Below are 22,538 nucleotides of genomic sequence, written 5' to 3'. Positions count from 1 at the left end.
GGCCAGCTATTACCCCTGCTTCGAAATATATTAGAGCCCGGCCATCGGCGGAAGGCCTGTTGGGTAAGCGTGTTAAGAGACTGTTATTGAGGGAATTTTATAGGTGGGTTGAAGCCGCCTAGGCGATGGGAGCTATGCTCTAAGCCTGGGCAGGCTAAAAGTAGATGGGAGCTCTGTGCCGTTGGGCTCGACAGCCGCCCATGAACCCATAGGGATAGCCCGTGATCTGTGGGCGAGGTGGAAGTCCCTAGAGGTGACCCTAAATAACCCTAAAAATCATGGAATGACCCTCTAGGGACAAACGGCTACTAGGCTGGGATGGTGGAGGCGCTTGCTTCCTCCTACGCATAGTGTAGGCTAATACCCCTACCCCCACTACTGCTACGGCAGCAGCTACTAGGGTTATTGTAAGTATAGGGAGGCCTCCTGAGGCACTGGGCTTAAGCCAGCTGATACTTGTATCTACTAGTTCAAGCTTCACCTGGGCTACGATACCCGTAGTCCACTCTGATTCCATGCCTACTAGTACTCCCTTCTGATAGGTAAGCCTCCCTTTGCTAGTATTATACGTCCCTGTGTAGTCCGGGCTTATGAAAATCTCTCCCGAGTCTGGACCCAGCCTGGATACGTCTACTTGGTTCATACTGCTCAGTGCTAAGCCTAACGCGAGGAGACTACCGATACCCGAGCACCTGGATTCATCTCCTTTCTCCAGCTTCTCAATACCCGCATCGTATTTTACGAGAGTCCCGTTTACCTCTTTCACGGTTACCTTAACTATGTATACGCACTCGCTACCAGCCATCGAGACGGTATACCTGTACCTGAGCCAGTCGCCCTGCTGATACCCTAGTTCTGCTAGAGCCTGGGCGGATACGATAGCTATGATAAGGAGGGATATTACAAGCATGCTCCTAGTAGGGTTAGACATATCCTGTTCCACCTTTCTTATTTATCCCCGAGAAAATATTTAAACGCTGTATTATCACGGGTGGCGAGTTTAGGGGCTCCCGCCTCCCTGGCGCACTGTGTGCGTCTCGTAATAGCCTAGTACCATAGCCCGTGGGAGGTTTTTTACCTCCGGGAGCGTATTGTCTTAAGACGGTGGCTGGTTTGAAAAAGATTGTCTACACGGATAAAGCCCCTAAGCCTATAGGCCCGTACTCTCAGGCTGTTAGAGTAGGCCCCTGGCTATTCGTATCCGGCCAGATACCAATAGACCCGTTTACAGGCCGGGTTGTAGAAGGGGATGTAGCAGTCCAGGCGAGGAGGGTTCTAGAGAATATCAAGGCTATACTCGAATCCGAAGGCTACTCCCTAGGCGACGTAGTTAAAGCCACAGTCTACCTAGCCGATTTAAAGGATTTCCAAGCGTTTAACGAAGTATACAGCGAGTACTTCAGAGAGAACCCTCCAGCCAGGACTACAATCCAGGCCGCAGGCCTCCCCAGAGGCGTCAGGATAGAAATCGATGTAATAGCCTATAAAGAAGCATAGAGCACACCCTAGTTGTCCCCAGGGCCAGAAGCCCGTTTTCATCCAACCCCTGCTCAGGGACCGTCTACGGGCGTCTACCTAGGTTAAAATACCCTGTAGAGCCTATTATCTCTTACAACACGGGTTCCGCGAACCCCTCTACCAGCCTCGCCTGTGGTGCATGCTCTTGAAGCCTAGTTTAGAATGCTTGAGGTGCCTTATCACCACGAGGCTGAGGGAGGTCGAGGAGTCGGGGCTAGGGGATAGGGCGGGGGTTGATGTAGCTAAGAGGGTCGTAGCCAGGCTCCTCGAATCCTTCGACCTCGAAGGGGAGTTAACGCATATTGCTACAGACGTCTTCAACTTCCTAGTCGATCTAGCCCCGGGTGTTGTAGAGTACTATAGGAGGCTGAGGTCTTACTCGAATAGGCTGGCTCTTGGGAACCTCGGCGTCCACTTAGAGTATTCCTCGAGGCTCGAAGGGTACGAGAGGTTCAGGTACCTTGTGAAGCTTTCTGCTGTAGCTAACGCTATAGACTATGGTGTAGCAGGCCACCAGCCGCTTGAAACCCCTCTAACACCCGGGTTCGTGGAATCCTATGTTTTCGGAGTAGACGATACCCCGGAGTTCTACAGGCTCGTGTCGAGAGGCGGCCTGAGTGTTCTATGGCTCTTCGACAACGCTGGGGAAGCGGTCTACGATACTCTGCTAATCAGCGAGGTCAGGAGGATGGGGAACAGGGTCTACGGCCTATTCAAAGAAGAACCAGGGTTCCAGAACGATATAACTATCGTAGACGCTAGGGAGATAGGGTTGGATAAAGCCCTAGACGCTGCTGCATCCTACGGGGCCCGGGCCTCCAGCATACACCTCGAGAAGATAGACGGGGAGGCTAGGAGGCTGCTCGAAGCCTCAGACCTCGTCGTAGCCAAAGGAATGAGCCACTACGAGTACCTGAGCGGGGTAGACCTGGGGAAACCCGTCTGCTACATACTAATACCCAAATGCGACGTAGTAGCCAGAGCAATCAAACCCGGGTCGAAGGGAAAAATAGTAGTGAAATGCAGCTGACCTTCTCCCCGCCCCGATAACTTTAAGCTCACCGAACCCGCTTCGGGTAAATCTCACTACCTCCCTGCTCGCAGCTTTAACCATAAGCCCCAGCTAACCCTCATGTACTTGGGGGTAAGAGGCTACGCCTCCTACCTACCGTGTAATCCGGTGTCTGTTGATGAGTCTAGAGGCTATCCTACCCAGGGACTCTAGGACAGCTACGATAATAGCCTGGATCATGCTGCCTTCAACTAGGAGGGCTAGCAACCCTATCTCCGGCTTTTCCACTGGTAGAAGACCTGTTTTCAACAAGTCGAAGACAGCCTAGCCAAGGAGTTTTAAAGTGCTACCCGGCCTTCTAGACTCTCCAGCCCCTCTTTAGCCTACTTTCAATTCTTTTCGATTGTTTCAGCTACGAAGCCACCTATATGATAAGACGGTTCTTATACTTACTTTCAATTCTTTTCGATTGTTTCGACTCTGTGATACTCGTTAGAATTCTTACATTCGCCGATCGCCTTTCAATTCTTTTCGATTGTTTCTAGAACTTCCATGCGAAGATGTTTCAATCCTTCTTAGAAAGTACTTTCAATTCTTTTCGATTGTTTCCCCTTCGCGATATTTGACGATGCTAGCGTTACACTGAGCAAGTATCTTTCAATTCTTTTCGATTGTTTCAGACAATAAAAATTTGCTTGTAAAGGTTCTGGAAGCTACTTTCAATTCTTTTCGATTGTTTCTTATTGTCTTCATTTTCTCACTATGTACAATATGATAAAGAGCTTTCAATTCTTTTCGATTGTTTCATCCTCGAAACTCACCTGTTCTACCTCGGTGCCCCTGATCTTTCAATTCTTTTCGATTGTTTCCTTCGTAAATCTCTTCGTCGAGCATGCTAGTGACTCTGTCCTCCTTTCAATTCTTTTCGATTGTTTCTTCACGATAGAGTATGATGGAGACCACTATGCTGTGACACCTTTCAATTCTTTTCGATTGTTTCTGGGATTGGGTTTGAGAGCCCATTATGCACCTCCCATGTAATACCTTTCAATTCTTTTCGATTGTTTCAGGGGGTGGGAAAATGGCGGCTCAAACCCAAACCCCTAAGCCCTTTCAATTCTTTTCGATTGTTTCTGCCGGCGGAGGTGGATATATTTTAGGGGCAAGTGGCGATGTGCACTTTCAATTCTTTTCGATTGTTTCAAGCGATTAAGAACGCAATCGAGAATGTCATTGTAAGCTTTCAATTCTTTTCGATTGTTTCTCACCGCGAGTAAAGAAGATAATATTGAACGTTTTGAAACAGCTTTCAATTCTTTTCGATTGTTTCCGAGCTTGGTTCTTGATTTAGATATTTGAAGGGGCCGGATATTTAAGTTTTGTGTTTTGCACTATGCTTTAATGTCGAAGAAGCGATCATGAGGGGTGATCACCTCCTTCTGTGCTATGGTTTTAGACAAAATTCCTATGACCTACATGGGAAGATCCAGATTGATCAATCATTAAAGTGTCTAGTTAATTCATTACACCAAGCGATCTCCAATACACCCCTGATCCATTTTTGCCAACACGGGACCTAGGCAAAAATCCCATGTCCGACATGGGAATTCGTATTAAGAGTGTGGTCGTGGTTGGAGCTGGGTTCGGGATTCCCTGTTAGTCTACCTACTCGTGGTTCGACCGGTGTTAGGGGCTAGGAGGTTGCACAAAATCTCAGGCTCTCCTCTTCTTCGGCTAGTACCGTAGCCGGGGTGGGTGTTAGTTGGAGGTGTCTTTTACACAGGGGAGGGCTTGTTTTATATATGTGTATAATGGTGTTTTCTAGGAATTTATACATGTCTAGAGGGGAAAGGTTTTTATACCTGCACGTTTCTAACTTCATCTCCGCGGTGGGATGGCTTGAGGAAAGCCCTGCTACTAGGCCTTGTAGTAGCTTTAATCCTAGTATCCTACCTAGCCCTCGAGTCTAGTGCTGCGCCAGTATCCTACGAGAGGCTGGTTGTCAGGGTAAGCCCTCTCTCAGACTACTCGAGTGTTAAGAGCCAGGTGTCCTCGGCCCTAGCCAAGGTAGGCGGGAGGGTTGTAAGCGAGATACCCGAGATCAGGGCTCTAGTAGTCCTAGCTCCCTCGACAGCGCAAAGCCAGCTCTCTAGGCTACCAGGCGTCCTGAAGGTGGAAGCCGACGCCCCTGCTAAGCTCCACGGTGAGGTCCAGTGGAATATCTACATGGTGAACGCCCCGAGCGTATGGAGCGCTTACAGTAGCTACTACGGTAACGCCGCATACGGCTACTACTCTACGGTAAGGGTTGCGGTAGTAGACACCGGGATAGACTACAACCACCCGGACCTAACCGGGGCTGTGACATGGTGTGTAGTATCCTTGAACAACGGGGCTACATTCTACAAGGGCACGACCCTGTCAAGGTGCGCTGACAACAACGGGCATGGGACACACGTAGCAGGCATTATAGCAGCCAGGCTGAACGGGGCTGGTGTAGCCGGGGTAGCTCCTAAAGCACTCCTATACGCTATCAAAGTACTAGATGCCTCGGGAAGCGGCTACGTGAGCGATATCGCTAGAGGCATTATAGAAGCAACCAAGGGACCGGACGGAACGCCTGGTACGAGCGATGACGCAGACGTTATATCCATGTCGCTAGGAAGCCCCTACGATAGTACAACCCTGCACGACGCTATCAGGTACGCCTACAGCTACGGCGTAGTCCTGGTTGCGGCAGCCGGGAACGAGGGCGCGAGCTCCCCAGACTACCCAGCCGCGTACCCCGAGGTCCTAGCAGTCGGGGCAGTAGACTCTAACGGTAACGTGCCTAGCTGGAGCAATAGATACCCCGATGTAGTAGCACCAGGCGTAAACATATTATCGACGTACCCAGGAGGCAAATACGCTTATATGAGTGGTACCTCGATGGCTACACCACACGTCTCAGCAATAGCAGCGTTAATACAAGCCCTGAGACTAGCCGCTGGGAAACCGAAGCTATCGCCCGACTACGTCTACTACGCTATAATCGTCACAGCCAGAGACCTAGGTAGCTCGGGCTACGACCCGCTCTACGGATACGGGCTCGTAGACGCTAAAGCAGCAGTAGACTACGCCCTCTACTACCTATAGACAGCCTAAACACTTTTTTCCCACACCAATCCTTGAAACCCTTCCTCCCAGTATCTTCGCATGGTCAGGAGAGGATACCTGACTATAAGATAAATAACCTAACCCTGGTTGTGATTCAGGGAAAAACCTGACTATTTGGGAGGTGTTCCAGCAGGTTTAGGCCTAGGCTTGACTCTTATCGCGAACTCCGACTTCTTCCCTCTCGGGCTGACACCGGAGTAGTAGTTGAATACCCCGTGGCACATAGGGCATTCCAGCCTTTTGACAGTGTAGAACCTGAAGCTCCAGGGCTCTCGTAGCAACTTGAAAGACTCCTCGCCGGCTTCGAAACCGCAGTAGGGGCATTTAACCATGTCTCCAGCCCTCTACTAGTATCTTTCAAATTAGAATACTAAAAATTTTACCTGGGTTCTCCAGATATTAGGCACGTTATAATCCCTCCAGGTCTCTATAAGGCGGCGTGGGAGCCTCCTGCTAGGAGAGGCTTCTAACAGCTTTGATAAACTTCTCGGCCCTGCCGGGGTCCACGGGGTTACCGGCTCTACCATCTCTCTTGATATACGACCCTACTATGACGCCGTCTATATAGGGCTTGTATAAACCGATATTCTCGGGGGTCGCCCCGCTACCTAGTATTACCGGTACTGGAGAAGACTCTCTAACCCTCTTTACGAAAACAGGGTCCGGCGCCTCACCCGTCCTCAGCCCTGTCGCAACAACCTTGTCTGCCCCGCCTCTCTCTACAGCGTCTCTTACAATCTCGGGTAGGAGTGCTAGAGGGTCTCCGGAAACCTTTCCCGCCAAAGCCTGGATAGCCAGGGTCAGGCTACCAGCATGCTTCACAAGGATGTCAGCGTATACCTCGACCCCTCTGTAATTAGACCTGATCGCCCTGAGCCTAGGCGCTTCAGGCTCTATAACCCCGGAGTCGCTAACAATAGTCTCGGTCAACGCGTTCACCCTGATAAACCTTGCGCCGGTTGCTACAGCTACTGCGTAAGCCTCTCTACCAGAGTTCCTGAGTATATTAACCCCCACCCTGAGGCTAGTGTTTTTAACAACCTCTCTCACTATCAGCGCGATAACGCTGAGCGCCAGAGGGTCTCTAACCCTCTTAGGATACGGGGCGTCACCATAGTTCTCAACTATAACGCTATCGTAGCCTAGCTCCTCGAGTATAGAAGCCTCTCTTAGAACGCTCTCGACAACCCTGTCAAGGTCGAATTCTACAAGGGTATCAGAGTAGGGTAGCCTAGGGAGGTGGATAACGCCTACGACCTCCAATCACCAGACCCCTTTACAGATATTCCAACAAGCTATAAAATAATTGGGAGGAGTATGCTAGTATACTATCTGTACACGCTCCCCGGATTGAGGATAGTGTAAGGCGGAACCCTAGCCCCGTAACCTATTACAGCACCTATCTTCTTCTCGAAAACACCCCTTCTGACAACGTGCTCTCTAAGCCTCGGAGGCGCTTCCTCGGCGGGGAGTACATTCAGTGTTGTAACACCTGTGCCAACAATACTATTACCCCCGAGTACAGAGTTCAGTACTGTCACCCTGCTATCCATTAAGCAGTAGGGTTGGACGATCGAGAACTTAACCTCCCCGTAGGAGCCTACCCTAGTCTTCTCCTCTAGGTCAGTGTATTCTCTAATAAAACTATGGGCTCCTACGAAACCACCTCTCCCAATATAGACAGGGCCTTTTACAACAGCGTAGTGGTCTATGTACGCACCGTCTTCTACTATAACAGGCCCTTCAATCCTAGCAGTGTCTTCTACAACAGCCTTACCCGACACCCTGACGTCTCTAACCTTCGAGAGCAACTGGTATACTGCTTCAAGCATATCAGCCGGGTACCCTATATCAACCCACGTACCCGTCCACAGGACTGCCTTAACCCTCCCCGACCTAGCCAGCGCGTCAAGCGCCTCGGGGAGGTCTAGCCCCTTCTCGAGGTAGTCTAGTATCCTAGAAGGTAGGATGTAGACTCCTGCTACCGTGTAGACTGCTTCCCCGACCACCCCGCCTCTCGTGTAGACCTTTCTGACAAACCAGTTCTCGTCTACAGAGGCGATCCCATAGGTCCCGATATTATGTGGCTCGACAGGGGTTACTAGGACTGTAGCGTCAGGAGCTTCTTCTACATGGGCTGATACAAGCTTCAGGTATGCTTCAGCATCTACTATTAAATCGCCGAAGGATAGTAGAAAATAGTCTACGGCATCGATCCTTTCCCTAGCAGATAGTATAGCGTCCCTAACGCTCCAACCAGCCTTCTGCTCTATGTACTCCAACGGGTATTCCACGCTTGAAGACAGCTCTCTAGGAACCTCGTCTTCCCCCTCCCTGTAGACTACGTGTACAACACTCTTGTTCGCAGTATACAGTCCTGTGATAGGGTAGTAGGCTATAGGCTTCCCAAGTATCCTTAATATTACTTTATTAGAGCGGGGCGGTACCAGAACGCCTAGCTCGCTTGAAGCCCTCCCAGCCGCCAGGACAAGGTTGAGCATTCAAACCACCTACTCTACTGTCACAGTCTTAGCCAGGTTACGCGGTTTATCCGGGTCGAACCCTTTATACACGCTAGTGTAATACGCAACCAGCTGTAGCGGAGGCGTGTGGGTGATAGGTGTTGTAAGCCAGTTGGACGCCGGCGTCTTAATGCATATATCGAATAGATCCAGGAGCTTAGAGTCCTCGGGGGCTACACCAATTATGAAAGCGCCTCTAGCCTTCATCTCCTGTATATTCCCTAGGATCAGCTTCTCGTAGTACTCGTCTCTAGGCACTACGAAGACTACTGGGAAATCTTTTTCAACTAGCGCGATAGGCCCGTGTTTAGATTCGCCCGCCGGGTAGGCTTCGGCATGTATGTAAGCTATCTCCTTGATCTTGAGAGCACCCTCCATAGCCGTTGGCAACCCAATACCCCTGCTAAGATAGTAGATGCTATTCTTGAACCTCAAGAACTCGGCTATCTTCCTAGCAACCCCTTCGCTCCACGAGATAGTCTTAGAAGCGAGCTCGCTAGACTTAGACAACTCTTTCCTCAACTCCTCGTACTCGCTCTTAAGCAATTCCCCTCTCAGCAAACCGTATTCTAGCGCGAGCAGGGATAGTAGCAGGGTCTGGGTTGTGAAAGTCTTGGTTGCGGCGACACCTATCTCGGGACCCGCCCTAGTGTAGAGGGGGAGATCGCTCTCCCTGGGTATAGCGCTGTCTACTACGTTTGATACAGCTATGACCCGGGCCCCTCTCTCTTTGAATGCTCTCACAGCTTTCAGCGTATCCATCGTCTCACCGCTCTGGCTTACAGCTATCAGTACATCGCCCTCCCTAGCTGTAGGAGCATACGATTCGTACTCGCTTGCTATAAACGGGGTTACTAGTATTTTGCTAATCCTCCCCATTGAGAGAGCGAAGTGTAGTGACGCGTGGTAGCTTGTCCCAGCAGCCGTGATATAGATCCTCCTAGCATCCAGCAGGATTTTAGCCGCCTCGCCGAGAGAGAGATCGCTTAAAGCACCGTAGAAAGTCTCTGCTAGAGCCCTAGGCTGCTCATGTATTTCTTTGATCATAAAGTGCTGGTAGCCTCCTTTACTAGCGCTCTCGAGATCCCACTCGACAACCCTCACGTAGCTAGAGGGTTCTACAGGGCCTTTCCCGAGCTCTTCTATGAAGACGCTATCCCCCGTGATATAGCCGACCCACATATCCCTCACTGTTATAACCCTCCTAGTGTACTCTAGTAGAGCAGGTATATCGCTCGCAACCATATTGAAGCCTTCTCCAAGCCCTATCACCAGCGGGCTGTCTTTCTTAGCGAAAAATATGGTATCAGGCTGGCTAGAGAATACCGCTAGTATCGCGTAGCTACCTCTTATCGAGCTAATAGCTTTCTTAAAGGCTTCGTAGGGAGCTAGCCCCGTCTTCAAGTACTCTTCTATTAGGTGTGCGACAACCTCTGTATCGGTCTCGCTCTTGAATACATGCCCTTTCTTCGCAAGGGCTTCTCTAAGCTCCCTATAGTTCTCAATTATACCGTTGTGGACTATTGCGATACTACCTGTGCAATCCGTGTGTGGATGAGCGTTCTCATCGCTTGGAGCTCCGTGAGTAGCCCATCTCGTATGCCCTATTACAACACTACCTCCAACCCTGCTGAAGCCAAGCTTTTTCTCCAGGTCTGCTATCCTCCCCTTGCCCTTCAATACCTTTATAACACCTGATTCAATAGATGCTACACCAGCTGAATCATACCCCCTGTACTCTAGCCTTAGCAAGCCTTTGAAAACCATCTCCCCGGTGTTAAGCCTCCTACCTGGTGATGCGCAAACGCCTATGATACCGCACAAAACGTTTACCTCATAATCTTGGATCCCTGTTTTCTTTAAAAACCGATATCATTGTTAAAACAAGAGGGTGCATCGTTGAGGAAAATAATCGTAGTTAAGATTACTGGGAAAGCATTCGACGAGCCGGATATACTCGCTAAATTCGTAAACACAGTTAGAGAGATCGCTAGAGAGAACAAAGTCGTAGTCGTAGCAGGAGGGGGGAGGGTTGCCAGGGATAGTATCAGCCTGGCTGTGAAACTAGGAGTCTCGTCAAACTACTGGCTCGACGAGATAGGTATTGGGGCTTCGAGGCTTAATGCGCTAGTGCTAGCCGCCGCTTTACAACCCCTCTCTTATCCAGGGGTTCCAACTAGTATTAGAGGAGTCCTTGAAGCAGTTAATGCTAGTAGCATAGTAGTATTAGGCGGGCTGATACCAGGGCAGTCTACAGCATCTGTAATGCTAGAAGTAGCAGAAGCCCTAGGGGTTAGCGAAGTCTACGACCTCTCGGTAGCAGATTACATCTACGATAAAGACCCTAGGACTAGCCCCGACGCCAAGCCTCTGAAGATTATAAGAGTCTCGGAATTAGCGGGGATGCTGAAAGCAAGTCAGATACCCGGAGACTACGCCCTCATAGACCTGAGAGCTCTCGATATTGCTTCGAGGAGTGGGATAATTATCAAGATAGCTAGCTACAAGGACCCCGGGAACCTGCTGGAGATGATTAGAGGCGGGAACCCGGGTTCTATGATCATACCCGGTTAGAGAGGGCTAGACCAGGATACTATTGTTTCACACTACCAGACCCCTTACCCTCTAGCTTCCTCTCAATTTTCTTCACGAGGTAAAGCAGGATCTTCGCCTCGAGGTCGGATAAGTTGGATTTGAATACAACCCTTCTAGCCACGGTCTTAATCCTCTTCCTCTTATCCTCGGGAGATATAGCTTTGTCTACCAGGCTGTCGAAGGCTTCCGCAAGCTTCTCGAGAGACTCTCTCGAAGCTGCTGGGGGTATGTTAGCAGGCTGCGTAGACCTCGCCTTCCACAACTCCCATAATACTATAGCTACGGCCTGGGCTAGGTTTAGAGCCGGGTAGGTAGGGCTAGCTGGGATAGTTACGAGGATATCTGTCGAAGCGATCTCCTCCCTAGTTAGACCAGTGCTCTCCCGGCCGAAGACGATCGCAACCCTGTTGAAACCCTTGCTCTTAACCATCTCTACGAAATCGCCTAATGGAAGAGCCTGCCTCAGAGGGTCTCCTCTAGCGAAGCCCTCGTCGCTTGTTGAAGCAGATAGGTCGACTCCTTCGAGTGCCTTCTTCAAATCGTCTACTATAACAGCTTTAGAAAGATATTCCCTGGCTCTAGCAGCGTAGTTTAAAGCCTCGTTTAAATCCGCTCTAGGATTCACAAGGTAGAGTTCTTCGACACCGAAGTTCATACACGTCCTAGCTACAACCCCTAGGTTGAAAGCCCCTTCGACACCTACTAGTACAACCCTAACTATCAATCCTACCACTCTTCTCTAGTAGCACGCTCTTAATCTCCTCGTAGAAGAATGATCTAGACTCGGATATTTTAATAGTGAAACACTTCCTGACACTCTCCTCGATTACACCCGTATTACTCAGCGTAGAGTAGACCAGGATCATTAAACCCCTGTCAACGAGTATTCTACAAGCCTCTTCTAATATCTCCAGTATAACCTCGTAGCCAAGGGGACCGGTGTAGATAGATGCTTCGAAACCATCCCCTGGGACACCCGGTAGGTACGGCGGGTTTGATACGACGAGTTCTACAGTAGAATCCCCTAAACCCTTCGTATCAGCTAAGACGATAGACTTGTGCTCTAAACGGTTGAGCCTTATATTGAACACCGTATTCGAGAGCGGTTTCTCGTATACGTCTATGAAAACCACCCTACGGCAAAGCTCTTTCCTAAGCATGTACAAACCTAGGAAGCCTGTACCAGAGCCGATGTCTACGCATAGGTTGAAGCCCTGCCTCCCTCTGATCTCGCTGAGCCTATCGATCATTCTCGCGGCAAGCCAGGTATCGTCGCTGGGTTCGTAGACGTCTTCGAAGACAGAGTATGTTACACTGTCTACAGTAAGCCTTTTGACCTCAGGTATTCTGTTATCCGTAGTATCTCCTCCTCGCCGAGCTCGTAAACCCTCTTACCTGTCTCGACCCCTAGGCTAGCTATCTCCCTCTCCTCGACTCCGTAAACGGATTCGATAACCCTCCCAACCCTCCTCCTACGCTGGGTGAAAATCTTGCCTGTGAAGTCTTCTACAGACCTGGCTAAATCATCATACTCCCTCTTCCTCAGTAAAACCACCCCTCTAGAATCCACCTTGGGCCTCGGATAGAAGTAGCTGCTAGGGAAGACCGGGCCTGGATCGATCTCGAAGACCAGTCTTACGAGAACGCTTAGCCTACCGTAATTTTTTGTACCAGGAGGAGAAGCAATCCTGTCGGCAACCTCTTTCTGCAGCACTAGGATAGCTCTCTCGACACTATTGCTCCTAGAAAGCTTTACCAGTAGCTTGCTCGAAATCCCGTAGGGGACGCTTGAAACAACCTGTCTAGTATCGAATTCTAGTTCTAGAGCGTCCCCGACCAATACTATTGTATTCGGGCAATCTAGTATAGTCTCCGAGACCTCTGCTAGTTTCTCATCGATCTCGATACCTATAATAGGCCTGGCTATACTCCTGCAGAGGTAATATGTTATAATACCTGTCCCAGAACCTATCTCGAGAGTCTCGAGACCAGGGTCTATAGAGCTTAGGATCCAGTCTATAACACTAGGGTATACGGTTATATGCTGGCTCAGCCTCTTCTTCAGCCTGATATTCTCTTCTTTTACAAGAGCTAGGACCTGCCTGACCAGGTTTTTGAAAGAGCTGTCTACACCCCTCCTAGAATATTTCTCCATGAAGTCTCTCCAAATACCCTAGGTATATCTCGCTAACCCCTCTTTCCCTAGGCTTGACGAACAAGTAGTATTTCTCGCTCCCTGTTATCTCTTTGATAATCCTCTCTACGAGTGTTTTAACCGGGTCTATTCTAACCCTCTCTTTGATATCTGCGAAATTCTCGAACTTCTTCAACTCCCTCTCTTCGAGTATAGCCTTCATAGTTTTCTTGCCTACCCCTGGTAGTAATTCGAGAGCGTGGAGCCTTATGTTTATAGGGTCTGCTATATTGAAGAACTCTGTGAAAATCTTCTCGTTCTCTAACACTATCCTCTTTACAGCCTCGGGTAGGTTTGCTCTAGCTACACTCGTTAGGTCATCGTATGTTATATGTATAATATGCTTCACCTTGCTATGGGGGCCTAGCTCAACCTTCTCGAGTATATCTATCCTAATCGCTGGTAGAGGTGTTGCCTCGAGGAGGGAGAAGTATTTTACGCCAACGCCCTGGACAAGGGGCTGGTTCCTGTGCTCGAAATGCCGGTCGGATGGGTTACCGGTCTCCATATAGTCTATAACGTACATAGCAGGCTCTCTAGCTACTTCTCTCCTCGGCTCTTGAAACCTCCTAGACAAAACAGTTCAAACCTCTTCTAGCCAAGTTTTTAAATCGTATTTAGACAGAAATAATGTTTACTCCGGCTTCTCCAACAGGATAGGACTCTACTTTAAGCAAACGTTCTTCATATACTCGACTACTTCTTTCAGAGTATTCTCCTCGATATACCTCTCTTCGTAATCCAGCAGGATCCTTAGTTCGTCGACTGTTTTAGGACAAATATTTATTATCATAACGATCGTCTCGTCTTTAAAACCCAGCCCTTTAAGAAAGGATATAGCAGACTGAACCTCCTCAGGCCTGATCTTAGAGTGTTTCTCAACGTAGCTAAACGTCTTAGATAGGATTAACGGGACGTTCCCCTCCTTCTCTCTAATCTTCTCTATGACACCACTTAGTAGGTGGTATACTTCAGGGTTGGATAGAAGCTTCTGCTCTATAATATTCAGTCTCACAACCTTGCTCAACGAATTCAGCCTCCCTGCTGGCTGGATGAGACCTCCGCTTTGACTACGTGCTCCGGTCTGACAAACAGTATCTTGTCTTTATCACCTAAGCGAACCTTGACTATTAGAGCCCTACCCCTCCGGCCTATTACTACGCCTGTCTTCCCCTGGTACCTCCTGTGGGGCATTCCTTTATGGACAGACGGGTTGATATCTATGTGGACGACATCTCCCTCCTTGTATTCTATAAGCAGCCTGCTCAACGGGGGTACCGCGCCTCTCTCCCTAATGCTCTTGGTCAAGAGCTTACGCGTCCTATGCCTGTAGCCTTTAGGTGCTTTAACCATGACTGCTCCCGTGTAAGCATTGAAATTGAATATTAATTCTCCTTTTAAAAGTCTAATCCAGTCTCTCAACGAATCCTAGCACGTCTAATTCCAAGGGAATCGCTTCAACGCCGAGCACGCTCGAGAAACACGGGTCTGTCCTACCCCCGTCGCAGTGGACTAGCTCTTTAACGTATAGGCCGCTCTCGCATAGCACTAGGGCTTCGAAGACCCTGGGGGCTATACTAGTAGCCTTGACTGCGAACACCCTCCTCTTCCTCAATACGTCTTTCTTCCTCCTGAGTATCCTAGTCGGAGTCCTCTGTAGTATTAATCTGTCTCTGAAGAACTCTTCTAGCCTAATTAATTCGCTGCCACCAATCTCTCTGCCTGCTAGGACTAGAATCTTGTACACTTTCGCCTTCCTGCCTACGACTTCTTTAACCAATTCTACATCCTTTGCTCCAGCAAAGCCTTCGACAGATACTGATACTATTCCATTGTTTAGAATACTATTCAGCTCCGATACGCTAACCCTCCTCCTAGCCGGTTTCACAACCTCGATTACGAGAGGCCTACCGCTACCAACCATCCTAGCATCAACATCCTCCCTACCAGCAGCATGTATCAGTACCCTCTCGGATTTGAAAACGGGTTTAAGCCTGTTCTCAACATACTCTTGTATGCTCAGAGGGTACTTCCTCAACCCCTCCCTGGTAACCCACGGGGTGTGGGATATATTCCTACCGAGCTTTAGGTAAGAGCCTTTTATATACACCGGGTTGATCTCATACCTTATTTCGAGGCCTGGGAAGCTTATGATAGCTGTTACATCCGGGTTTGTAAAAGAAGGCTTGAGGCCTGTGAGGGCTGAAACAATCTTCCCAACCTCCCTCTTAATCTCGTTTTTAATAGACTCGCTAAACCCGAATCTAAGGGCTGATGCTACCTCTAGCTCCTTCTTCGACACCTCCTCCTCTAGGCTGACGCCTACTAAGAAGCTCGTTGCATCTAGTTCGGCAAGCCTCCCGGCAATCTCTCTAGCAAGCCTCTCGTACAACGACCTGGATAATACTCCCCCGCAGATATAGCATTTCTCTACCCCGACGCTAACGCCGTAGATTTTACTATAGATCCTAGTAAACGGTTCTCCAGCATTCCTAGCAAGCGTGAAGATAATGTTCTTCCTCTCCTCGTCGCTCCTGCCTTTCAGGATATCGTCTAGGTGCATTGCAACCATTCTCTTCAGGGCGAAACCTCTCTCTTCATTCCTCATCTCTACACCCATCTTCGCGTAGAGCCTGCCTAGGCAGTGGTCGCACAACGAGTATTTCAATAATATGTCTACTGTCTCCCTCAGTACTTCCTGGCTACCCATTTAAACCACCGTGTACCATCGCGTTCTCCGAGGCGTAGCGTGGAATCATTAAGTTAATGTCGGATAGGGTAAAATTATTTCTCCTTTAAAACCTCTTTCAACTGCTTAGTGTCGAATCCTAGTTTTGCTAGCAGGTTCTTCTGCCTCTTCAACTGCTTAGATAGCGATTTCAACGCCTGGTATTGTTTAAGCAGGAGTTTCACATCCTCCGGGTCTACACCAGCGCCATACGCTATCCTCCTTATCCTATCCCTATCGATTATATCGGGGTTGTCCAGCTCCTCGTAGGTCATAGAGTTTATGGCTGCGATCCATTTATCCATCTTTTCCTCTAGAACCCTAGAGTCTATTTCGAAAGGAGTCTTCACCTGGAGCCCGGGTATCATTTCAAGGATCTTCTTCAAAGGACCCATCTTCCTAAGGCTCACCAACTGCTTGTACACTATCCTCATATTAACCCTCCCCTCGATAATGTCTTCGACATCCTTCTCGCTGAGCTCTATCTTAGCCTTCTTAACACGCTCAAGGAGGCTCTCGATATCCCCTAGCCCCATTATCCTTGCTACAAAACTCTTGGGGTTGAATACCTCTAGCTCGTCTATCTTCTCGCCTGTGCCGATGAATTTAATCCTAGCGCCTGTGGCTGCGACAGCTGATAGCGCCCCGCCTCCTTTGGCAGTACCATCTAGCTTGGTGACTACTATAGAGCCGATAGGGGTCCTGCTATGGAATTTAGAAGCTATCTCGTAGGCTTGCTGCCCTACGGAGGCATCTAGTACGAGCATTACCTCGTTTGGTTTAACGCTCTTAGCTATCTCTTCCATCTCCTCTAGTAGATCCTCCTCCCTATGGTGTCTACCAGCTGTGTCTATTATTATGATATCGAATCCCCTATCCCTGAAGTACCCGACCCCTCTCACAGCAATCCCTACAGCATCCCTGCTACCGGGCTCACCGTATACTGGAACCCCCGCCTGCTCCCCGAGCATCTTCAACTGCTCGTAGGCAGCCGGCCTGAAGGTATCTGCTGCAACCAAGCCTACTCTATAGCCTTCCAGCTTGTAGAAGAACGCTAACTTACCAGCTGTAGTAGTCTTACCCGAGCCCTGTAATCCGACTAGTAGTATAACCCATGGTTTTAAAGGAGGCTTCACCTGGGGTTTCTCGGAGCCCCCGAATAGCTTGACTAGCTCTTCGTAGACTATGCTTAGAAACCAGTCTTTCCTAGTGAGGCCCGGGGGAGGCTTCTCGCCTAGAGCCCTCTCCCTAATCCTCTTCGTTAGTTCGAAGACTAGTTTAACGTTTACATCGCTCCTAATAAGCTCTTTCTGCAGTTCTTTAATAAACTCGTTTACGCTAGCCTCGTAATCACTACTCTTGAGGAAGCCCCTCACTATATTCTTCAAGCCTTCTAGAACCAATACCTCCAGCCCGTCTAATCTCGATCACAGCATCCTATTATATCTGTTTCCAGGGGCTAGTGCGGGGGGTGGGATTTGAACCCACGCAGGCCTACGCCACCGGGTCCTCAACCCGGCCCCTTTGGCCTGGCTCGGGCACCCCCGCCCGGAATCAATTATTCTCCTCAGAGGGTTTTAATAGTTTCCATACCAAATTATATTAGTGCCCCGGCTGTAGAACGGGTTGGTGCAGCCTTGGGTTTTACGTATGCTGAGATAGATCCCGGCGAATACCATGTCCTACACCCTAGGCCCGCGTACCTGGTTGTTACAATAGATAAGAGCGGTAGATTGAACGTTATGGCAGCTTCTTGGATTATGCCTGTGAACGATGAACCGTTTACTATCGCGCTAGCCCTGGATAAAGAGACGAAGACCTACCAGAATATTATGGAAGTAGGGGAGGCTACGATTAATATAGTTGGCGAAGAACACGCCGAGATAGTGTATAAAGCGGGGACTCTGAGCGGTAGAGAAGTAGACAAGTGGAGCCTGCTAAAGCTAGAGCCCCAGCCTTCTAAACACGTCAAGCCGCCTGGGATAAAGGGAGCCTACGGGTTCGTAGAGTGCCGTGTCGAGAAATTAATCGACCTAGAGGGCGTCGTCCTAGTACTATTCAAGCCCCTGGCAATACATGTTAGAAGCGACCTATTCGAGAAATACGGGTGGAACCTGGCTAAAGCTAAGATCCTAATGCACCAGAGGGGTAGAGTATTCGTGGGACCAGGCAGGGTCATAGTACTACCCAAAACCTGAGGATCATACACCCGAACCCGGCTACTAGCCTAGCTCATCTAATTCTCGCACCGGCTGTATTCGCTATTAGAGTGAATCGACTAGAAGGTGAGACTCCAAAGTTCTGCCTAGGAGGATTCGAATTATTCTCATTACTAGCACAGCAGGTTACAGGTCGTTACTACGAATTAGACAAAACGTTCTTCCAATACGCCTTGTATCGGGGAAGCAAATTATTCAAAATATATTCGAGGTGAGTGATACCTCATCCAGCAGGCAATCTCCTCATCTGGAGCTAGGAGTCTTCCCCGCTTTTTTTCATAACCTCCCCAGTGTATTTAACTAGCCATTCTATTTTCCCTACCCTCTCCACAACCTCTCTAACTGTGAACTTGTTCTCGTGGAAACCCTGTACATGTAGATAATAGGCGGAATCCCAGGAGTCTACGATCCTAGGTTCGTTCAAGGTTTTAGCAAGAGTGATAACAGCTCTATCTAGCAGGCCTGTCTTCCACCAACCGGCTTCTACAGCCTCCTTGTATTCTGGGATGCCTTGTAGCTCGGCAAGGGCTTTAATACACTCCTCGACAGCCTTATAGAGCTTCTCACTAGCCTGAAGCGAGTCGCCTTTACCAATATATGATTTAGCTTCCTCTAGCAACTTCTCGGCGAGTTCGATACGGTATCCGGCAACATCTTGCGGGTCGAGCTGGAGTGTTTTAGCGATCATCGTTATTACAAAATCTTCGACGTCAATACCTTTCTTAACAGCCTCCTCGTAAAGCCTCCGGGGGATGAATACAGTAGCTACCATGTGTTATCATTATAATATCTCGGAGCACGGTGTTAAATGTCTAAGCATTTCTCTCCACGATGCTATCAAGTAATGCGGGTTGAGAAAACAACCATTAACATATTGCGCTAAGGACAATTATGTAAATGCTAGCAGACGATAGATAACAATAGCTAGGACTTGAGGGTTTCGCGAGCGAAGACGGATACTAGTATTACCCCTATTAGTGCTACTGCCAGGCTTGCTAGGGTATTGTTTAACGGGCCGATGAACGGCTCTAGGCTCTGTAGTACTGCTATCCCTGTGAAGAGTATTAGGTTGAAGAACGATGTCGCTGTCGCAGAGTATTCTACACCGTAAGGTTCTTTAGCCATAGGGGGTGCTACGATATGGAACCCCATTGAAACGCCTAGGAGGACTATCCCCGATGCCAGCAATATAATATTTTTAGCATAGGCTGCTGCGAACAATAGAATCCATGATGCTACCGACAGGGTGTCGGATACTATTAGCACAGGCTTCCTCCTCCCTACAATCCTATCGCTTAACAACCCTACTAGAGGAGCTGATACGACGAATGAGAGGGCTAGGATCATCAGCCACTCGCTGACGGCAATACTGTTGAACCCGAAGACCGTTGAGAGGAGGTCCTGGCCCCAGGCTGCTTGGAACGCTGTCCCAGCACCGTATGAGGCTACCGCCCCTAAAGCCGTCGCCCAGGCATGACTGTCCCTCGATATAGTAAGCATCTTACCCCAGGCTTCCCTAATACCAAGCCCCCTGCTAGATATCCCTGGGTCCCATGCTAGTATGTATACTATTAGGGATACTACTAGAGCAGAAGCTGTTAGGATTAGCAGTAGGCCTGGTAGACCGTAGGATGAGAGGAATAGCCTGAGAGGATATGTCGCTAGCAGCCCGCTAATATTCCCTACTGCTAGAAGCAGCGATGTTATCACAGCCTGGCTCCTCGCCGGAAAGTATAGTGAGGCAACCCTCTGCGTTGCAACGAATACTACCGCAGCCGACAACCCTACCAGGGTCCTACCTACCACCAGGCCGGCCGGGTGGGGGATCATCATTATCCCTGTTGAAACACCCATGGCCAGGATCATTAGAGACCCTGCTCTCTTAACACCGTAGGCGTCTATGAAACTACCCATGAACAACTGGGCTATTGCGTAAGCGTAGAAGTATGCTGAGGGGAAGAAGGCTAGCAGGTACTTCGGGTCTACGCCATAATAGTTAGCAAACCCTTCGATCTCCTGTTTCATAACACCTGTCATCACCCTATGGAAGTAGACTAGGCCGTAGGCGATAAGCATTACAATCAGTAGTACCAGAGCCTTCCTACCCATGGCGTCCACCAGAGCAAATCCTATAAATACGACCCCTCTATTTTAATCTTGTGAGACCATGCCCCGCGTCAAGGTCAAACTCGTATCCTGGGATGAGATCGTCGAGTGGTCTAGGGGTTTGGCGAGGATTATCAGAGAGAGCGGTTTCCGCCCCGATATAGTAGTAGCCTTGTCTAGGGGAGGGTATGTCCCTGGGAGGCTTGTCTGCGACTTCCTAGGAGTAGAAAACCTGTTGAGCATTCAGAGCCAGCATTGGACGGAGGCTGCTAAAGCAGAGGAGAAGGCTATTATAAAATTCCCCTACGAGCTCGACCTAGCAGGCTACAGGGTGCTGGTAGTAGACGATATAGTTGACACAGGCGATACACTGAAGCTCGCCCGGGATTTCATACTAGAGCGCTGGAGGCCGAAAGAACTTAAGACAGCTGCCCTACAGTGGATTAGCAGCGTAGCCAAGTTCAAACCAGACTACTATTATATCGAGGTCAGAGACTGGTGGTGGTTCCAATACCCTTGGACAAGGCTGGAGGATACATACCAGTTCATTAGGAGGATGATGACTGAGACGTTTAAGGAGTCCGGTAAGAGGGAGTGGTCTTACAGCGAAGTAGTAGAATACTTCAGGGAATGGTACGGGGTCGACGTCGGGGAGAACTATTATCGGGACGCTCTAGAAATGCTTGTTGAAAAAGGCTTCCTAGCCTTTGACAAGGAGAAGGGAAAGTATATTGTTAAAGGTGTCTGAATTGCTGGTTGAGCCGAGGGCCCGGGCCGAGATAGCGATTATAGGCGGGAGCGGTCTCTACGACATACCAGAGCTCAGGAACGTATCCGAGCACAAGGTCTACACCCCGTACGGGGAGCCGAGCGATAAGATTATAGTTGGGGAGCTAGAGGGTAGGAGGGTAGCCTTCCTACCCAGGCATGGGAAAGGGCATAGGATCCCGCCACACAGGGTTAACTACAGGGCTAATATCTGGGCTATTAAATCACTTGGAGCATCCTGGGTCGTCTCTTTCGCTGCTGTAGGGAGCCTCCGCGAGCATATTAGACCAGGGGATTTCGTAGTACCAGACCAGTTCATAGACATGACTAAAGGAGTTAGGGATTTCACTTTCTTCGAGGGGAGCGTTGTAGCACATATAAGTATGGCAGACCCCTTCTGCGAGCACTTGAGGAGGATTATCATAGAATCAGCTAAGTCTATCCCAGGCCTCGTAGTACACGGTAGAGGCACCTATATATGTATTGAAGGCCCGAGGTTTAGCACGAGGGCTGAGAGCAGGCTGTGGAGGGATGTTTTCGGAGCGGATATAATCGGTATGACGCTGGTCCCTGAAGTCAACCTAGCGTGTGAAGCACAATTATGCTATGCTACAGTAGCTATGGTTACAGACTACGATGTATGGGCTGAGAAACCTGTTACAGCCGAGGAGGTTGTCAGGGTTATGGAGGAGAATACTATTAAAGCCAGGAAGCTAATACCCTTGTTAATCAAGAATATACCCGAGAAGCCCGACGAGCGGATGTGTAGTTGCTGCAGAAGCTTAGAGACAGCTCTTATCTAAAACTCTTCCTAGAGAAGCTAGGGGGGTTGGAAGCCTATTCCGACAACTACACCAATATCCTACTAGACCTCGTTAAAAGAAGCGGATACCTTGTCATCGCATACGATAGATTCGGCTACCTACCAGCACAGATAGCCTTTTGGTTTCTCACCAGCCTAGACCCGGGTAGGAGGGTTTTAATAAGCGATTTCGAGACATGCACCTACTACCTTCTACCCTACCTGGAAGAGGGGCTTGTAATAGGTTTTGCCACCAGCCCCTACTCGAGCACATTGTTCGAGCTCCTCCAGACAGCTAACACGGTAGGTTTGGAGACACATGTTTTCACGCCTAAGCCTTCTGACGAGAAAGTCCAGGGGCTGCTCTCCAGGTTTAGGAACCTCTACTATATTGAGAGAGTCGACGAGCTAGAGGCTTCTCTCACCGAGTCTATCGCAGTATTCAAATCGTTTTCGAGAGGGTTGAAGGATAAAGCCGGCGCCAGGGGCCCTAGGTTATACAAGCACGGGTTAGAAGGCTTCACACCTGTTAGCGAGGAGCTAGTGGCGAAGTATATAGATGTTCTAGAGAGGGTTCTCGCCGAGAAAGAGGTTTGGGTCTCTTCGACAAAGCTCCTCGAGCCAGCCGGGGAATTATTCGCCCAGGCCCTTAGGAATATAGGGGCTAGAACAGTCTACACCCCTCTCCACCAGACCCCTATAGCGGAAAGCCTCCTAGTCCTCTATACTAGCATCGAGGAATACATTGTTAGGCAGAGGCTCTACGAGCTCGGGCGTCTAGGCGTCAGGGTGATACCCCTCCAGATGAATACAGACCCAATCGAGGCTCTAGTCTATTTCGGAGTGCTAGCTCTCTTCGTAGGCGGAGTGAAATCTTATTAAACCTTTAGAGACAAAGACTGCACAAGCGTGAACCCT

The 22,538-nt window shown here is 49.3% G+C and carries 25 protein-coding genes, 1 tRNA gene and 1 CRISPR repeat array; of the genes, 10 read left to right on the top strand and 16 right to left on the bottom strand.

The window, feature by feature from the left end:
- Positions 1 to 259: 259 nt before the first annotated feature.
- Positions 260 to 931, bottom strand: coding sequence for a hypothetical protein (locus ACSU1N_RS03945; RefSeq protein WP_440058955.1), 672 nt, complete (start codon positions 929 to 931; stop codon positions 260 to 262).
- Positions 932 to 1,113: 182 nt separating this feature from the next.
- Between ACSU1N_RS03945 and ACSU1N_RS03940 the strand changes: the two genes are divergently transcribed.
- The 4 genes from ACSU1N_RS03940 (at position 1,114) to ACSU1N_RS03925 (ending at position 5,665) form a co-directional block, all read left to right on the top strand.
- A complete protein-coding gene (locus ACSU1N_RS03940) occupies positions 1,114 to 1,497 on the top strand; it encodes a RidA family protein (protein WP_440058954.1) in 384 nt (127 codons plus the stop codon).
- A 166-nt stretch (positions 1,498 to 1,663) separates the two neighbouring features.
- On the top strand, positions 1,664 to 2,548 hold the full coding sequence (locus ACSU1N_RS03935) for a damage-control phosphatase ARMT1 family protein (RefSeq protein WP_440058953.1): 885 nt from the start codon (positions 1,664 to 1,666) through the stop codon (positions 2,546 to 2,548).
- Positions 2,549 to 2,708: 160 nt separating this feature from the next.
- The gene (locus ACSU1N_RS03930; RefSeq protein WP_440058952.1) at positions 2,709 to 2,858 is read left to right on the top strand and encodes a hypothetical protein; all 150 of its coding nucleotides are present in this window, start codon (positions 2,709 to 2,711) and stop codon (positions 2,856 to 2,858) included.
- A 58-nt stretch (positions 2,859 to 2,916) separates the two neighbouring features.
- A CRISPR array of direct repeats spans positions 2,917 to 3,860; the repeat unit is 24 nt; unit sequence CTTTCAATTCTTTTCGATTGTTTC.
- Positions 3,861 to 4,429: 569 nt separating this feature from the next.
- On the top strand, positions 4,430 to 5,665 hold the full coding sequence (locus tag ACSU1N_RS03925) for a S8 family peptidase (RefSeq protein ID WP_440058951.1): 1,236 nt from the start codon (positions 4,430 to 4,432) through the stop codon (positions 5,663 to 5,665).
- Between the two features lie 131 nt (positions 5,666 to 5,796).
- Here the strand turns inward: ACSU1N_RS03925 and ACSU1N_RS03920 are convergent, their stop codons facing one another.
- From ACSU1N_RS03920 to glmS, 4 genes are all read right to left on the bottom strand, one after another.
- A complete protein-coding gene (locus ACSU1N_RS03920; RefSeq protein ID WP_440058950.1) occupies positions 5,797 to 6,018 on the bottom strand; it encodes a hypothetical protein in 222 nt (73 codons plus the stop codon).
- 121 nt (positions 6,019 to 6,139) lie between these two features.
- Positions 6,140 to 6,949 carry a BtpA/SgcQ family protein gene (locus ACSU1N_RS03915; protein ID WP_440058949.1) on the bottom strand — a complete coding sequence of 270 codons (810 nt, stop codon included), beginning with the start codon at positions 6,947 to 6,949 and terminating at the stop codon, positions 6,140 to 6,142.
- A 65-nt stretch (positions 6,950 to 7,014) separates the two neighbouring features.
- Complete coding sequence (locus tag ACSU1N_RS03910) at positions 7,015 to 8,187, bottom strand: sugar phosphate nucleotidyltransferase (protein WP_440058948.1); 1,173 nt, start codon at positions 8,185 to 8,187, stop codon at positions 7,015 to 7,017.
- A 9-nt stretch (positions 8,188 to 8,196) separates the two neighbouring features.
- Complete coding sequence (glmS, locus tag ACSU1N_RS03905) at positions 8,197 to 10,032, bottom strand: glutamine--fructose-6-phosphate transaminase (isomerizing) (RefSeq protein ID WP_440058947.1); 1,836 nt, start codon at positions 10,030 to 10,032, stop codon at positions 8,197 to 8,199.
- 75 nt (positions 10,033 to 10,107) lie between these two features.
- Between glmS and pyrH the strand changes: the two genes are divergently transcribed.
- Entirely contained in the window at positions 10,108 to 10,782 is a 675-nt protein-coding gene (gene pyrH, locus ACSU1N_RS03900) for a UMP kinase (protein WP_440058946.1), read from the top strand.
- Positions 10,783 to 10,801: 19 nt separating this feature from the next.
- Here pyrH and ACSU1N_RS03895 read toward each other — a convergent pair whose 3' ends face one another.
- The 9 genes from ACSU1N_RS03895 to ACSU1N_RS03855 all read right to left on the bottom strand — a co-directional run bounded on the left by ACSU1N_RS03895 (position 10,802) and on the right by ACSU1N_RS03855 (position 17,273).
- Complete coding sequence (locus ACSU1N_RS03895; RefSeq protein ID WP_440058945.1) at positions 10,802 to 11,527, bottom strand: RNA methyltransferase; 726 nt, start codon at positions 11,525 to 11,527, stop codon at positions 10,802 to 10,804.
- On the bottom strand, positions 11,517 to 12,053 hold the full coding sequence (locus ACSU1N_RS03890; protein WP_440058944.1) for a methyltransferase: 537 nt from the start codon (positions 12,051 to 12,053) through the stop codon (positions 11,517 to 11,519). The genes ACSU1N_RS03895 and ACSU1N_RS03890 overlap by 11 nt, the downstream gene beginning before the upstream one ends.
- A 68-nt stretch (positions 12,054 to 12,121) precedes the next feature.
- The gene (rsmA, locus tag ACSU1N_RS03885) at positions 12,122 to 12,958 is read right to left on the bottom strand and encodes a 16S rRNA (adenine(1518)-N(6)/adenine(1519)-N(6))-dimethyltransferase RsmA (protein ID WP_440058943.1); all 837 of its coding nucleotides are present in this window, start codon (positions 12,956 to 12,958) and stop codon (positions 12,122 to 12,124) included.
- The gene (locus ACSU1N_RS03880; protein WP_440060275.1) at positions 12,942 to 13,523 is read right to left on the bottom strand and encodes a DUF655 domain-containing protein; all 582 of its coding nucleotides are present in this window, start codon (positions 13,521 to 13,523) and stop codon (positions 12,942 to 12,944) included. Before ACSU1N_RS03880 ends, rsmA begins: the two co-directional genes overlap by 17 nt.
- 138 nt (positions 13,524 to 13,661) lie before the next feature.
- The gene (locus ACSU1N_RS03875) at positions 13,662 to 14,024 is read right to left on the bottom strand and encodes a DNA-directed RNA polymerase subunit F (RefSeq protein ID WP_440058942.1); all 363 of its coding nucleotides are present in this window, start codon (positions 14,022 to 14,024) and stop codon (positions 13,662 to 13,664) included.
- A 5-nt stretch (positions 14,025 to 14,029) separates the two neighbouring features.
- Complete coding sequence (locus ACSU1N_RS03870; RefSeq protein WP_440060274.1) at positions 14,030 to 14,350, bottom strand: 50S ribosomal protein L21e; 321 nt, start codon at positions 14,348 to 14,350, stop codon at positions 14,030 to 14,032.
- A 52-nt stretch (positions 14,351 to 14,402) separates the two neighbouring features.
- A complete protein-coding gene (locus ACSU1N_RS03865; protein ID WP_440058941.1) occupies positions 14,403 to 15,707 on the bottom strand; it encodes a tRNA pseudouridine(54/55) synthase Pus10 in 1,305 nt (434 codons plus the stop codon).
- Positions 15,708 to 15,781: 74 nt separating this feature from the next.
- The gene (locus ACSU1N_RS03860) at positions 15,782 to 17,128 is read right to left on the bottom strand and encodes a signal recognition particle protein Srp54 (RefSeq protein WP_440058940.1); all 1,347 of its coding nucleotides are present in this window, start codon (positions 17,126 to 17,128) and stop codon (positions 15,782 to 15,784) included.
- Between the two features lie 60 nt (positions 17,129 to 17,188).
- Positions 17,189 to 17,273, bottom strand: a tRNA-Leu gene (locus ACSU1N_RS03855).
- Positions 17,274 to 17,362: 89 nt separating this feature from the next.
- On the opposite strand from ACSU1N_RS03855, the gene ACSU1N_RS03850 reads away from it, so the two are divergent.
- Complete coding sequence (locus ACSU1N_RS03850; protein WP_440058939.1) at positions 17,363 to 17,923, top strand: flavin reductase family protein; 561 nt, start codon at positions 17,363 to 17,365, stop codon at positions 17,921 to 17,923.
- A gap of 71 nt (positions 17,924 to 17,994) precedes the next feature.
- On the top strand, positions 17,995 to 18,159 hold the full coding sequence (locus ACSU1N_RS03845; protein ID WP_440058938.1) for a hypothetical protein: 165 nt from the start codon (positions 17,995 to 17,997) through the stop codon (positions 18,157 to 18,159).
- 38 nt (positions 18,160 to 18,197) lie between these two features.
- On the opposite strand, the gene ACSU1N_RS03840 is transcribed toward ACSU1N_RS03845, so the two are convergent.
- Together ACSU1N_RS03840 and ACSU1N_RS03835 are read right to left on the bottom strand one after the other, a co-directional pair.
- On the bottom strand, positions 18,198 to 18,716 hold the full coding sequence (locus ACSU1N_RS03840) for a PaREP1 family protein (protein ID WP_440058937.1): 519 nt from the start codon (positions 18,714 to 18,716) through the stop codon (positions 18,198 to 18,200).
- 152 nt (positions 18,717 to 18,868) lie between these two features.
- The gene (locus ACSU1N_RS03835; RefSeq protein ID WP_440058935.1) at positions 18,869 to 20,053 is read right to left on the bottom strand and encodes an MFS transporter; all 1,185 of its coding nucleotides are present in this window, start codon (positions 20,051 to 20,053) and stop codon (positions 18,869 to 18,871) included.
- Between the two features lie 58 nt (positions 20,054 to 20,111).
- Here ACSU1N_RS03835 and ACSU1N_RS03830 point away from each other — a divergent pair, with 58 nt between their 5' ends.
- The 3 genes from ACSU1N_RS03830 to ACSU1N_RS03820 are packed head-to-tail and all read left to right on the top strand — an operon-like array spanning position 20,112 to position 22,502.
- Positions 20,112 to 20,798: a phosphoribosyltransferase gene (locus tag ACSU1N_RS03830; RefSeq protein ID WP_440058934.1), complete on the top strand. Its 687-nt coding sequence runs from the start codon at positions 20,112 to 20,114 to the stop codon at positions 20,796 to 20,798.
- Position 20,799: 1 nt separating this feature from the next.
- The gene (locus ACSU1N_RS03825; protein WP_440058933.1) at positions 20,800 to 21,621 is read left to right on the top strand and encodes an S-methyl-5'-thioadenosine phosphorylase; all 822 of its coding nucleotides are present in this window, start codon (positions 20,800 to 20,802) and stop codon (positions 21,619 to 21,621) included.
- Entirely contained in the window at positions 21,588 to 22,502 is a 915-nt protein-coding gene (locus ACSU1N_RS03820; protein WP_440058932.1) for a hypothetical protein, read from the top strand. Before ACSU1N_RS03825 ends, ACSU1N_RS03820 begins: the two co-directional genes overlap by 34 nt.
- Positions 22,503 to 22,538: the final 36 nt, after the last annotated feature.

This window comes from Thermogladius sp. 4427co, assembly GCF_051933805.1.
GTDB lineage: Archaea > Thermoproteota > Thermoprotei_A > Sulfolobales > Desulfurococcaceae > Thermogladius.
The sequence above is the reverse complement of the archived record's forward strand: the minus strand, read 5'-3'. Positions and strand labels throughout refer to the sequence as shown.